The sequence below is a fragment of the Bacillus sp. HMSC036E02 genome, from assembly GCF_001836235.1.
GTDB lineage: Bacteria > Bacillota > Bacilli > Bacillales > Bacillaceae_G > Bacillus_A > Bacillus_A cereus.
In genome coordinates this window covers 1-420 of the sequence record NZ_KV827836.1, presented here as the reverse complement: position 1 = coordinate 420, position 420 = coordinate 1, and the positions used below count along the sequence as shown (strand labels likewise).

Sequence of the window (420 nt, the reverse complement as noted above, 5' to 3'; positions counted from 1 at the left end):
ACGTACTTCAAATACAACATTTTCTAATGGTGCTTTACTGTCTTTATCTATTTTTGTGATTTCTACATTCCCCGTATCTACCATTTCATTTTCTACAGTGAACGTTAAAGATTTTGTCATACCTTTTTTAATTTCAAATGGTACAGGCTTTTCTAATTTTTTGTAGCCTGGTAAACTCTCTACTTCTACTAACTTGTACTTTCCTACTGATAAATCTGAAACTGTTGCTTTTCCAGCTTTATCTGTCGTTACTTTCGTTACTACCTTGCCTTTGTCGTCTTGAACTTCAAAGACTACACCTGCTAACGGTGCCTTATTATCTTTATCTATTTTTGTAATTTCTACATTTCCCGTATCTACCATTTCATTTTCTATGTTTAATGATAGAATTTCTGTCATACCCTTTTTAATTTCGAATGA

General features: G+C 32.1%; 1 protein-coding gene. It reads right to left on the bottom strand.

All coding sequences use genetic code 11. The features are described 5' to 3' along the window. A partial coding sequence (locus HMPREF2590_RS11560; RefSeq protein WP_481747575.1) for an MSCRAMM family protein occupies positions 1–420 on the bottom strand: 420 nt, incomplete at both ends.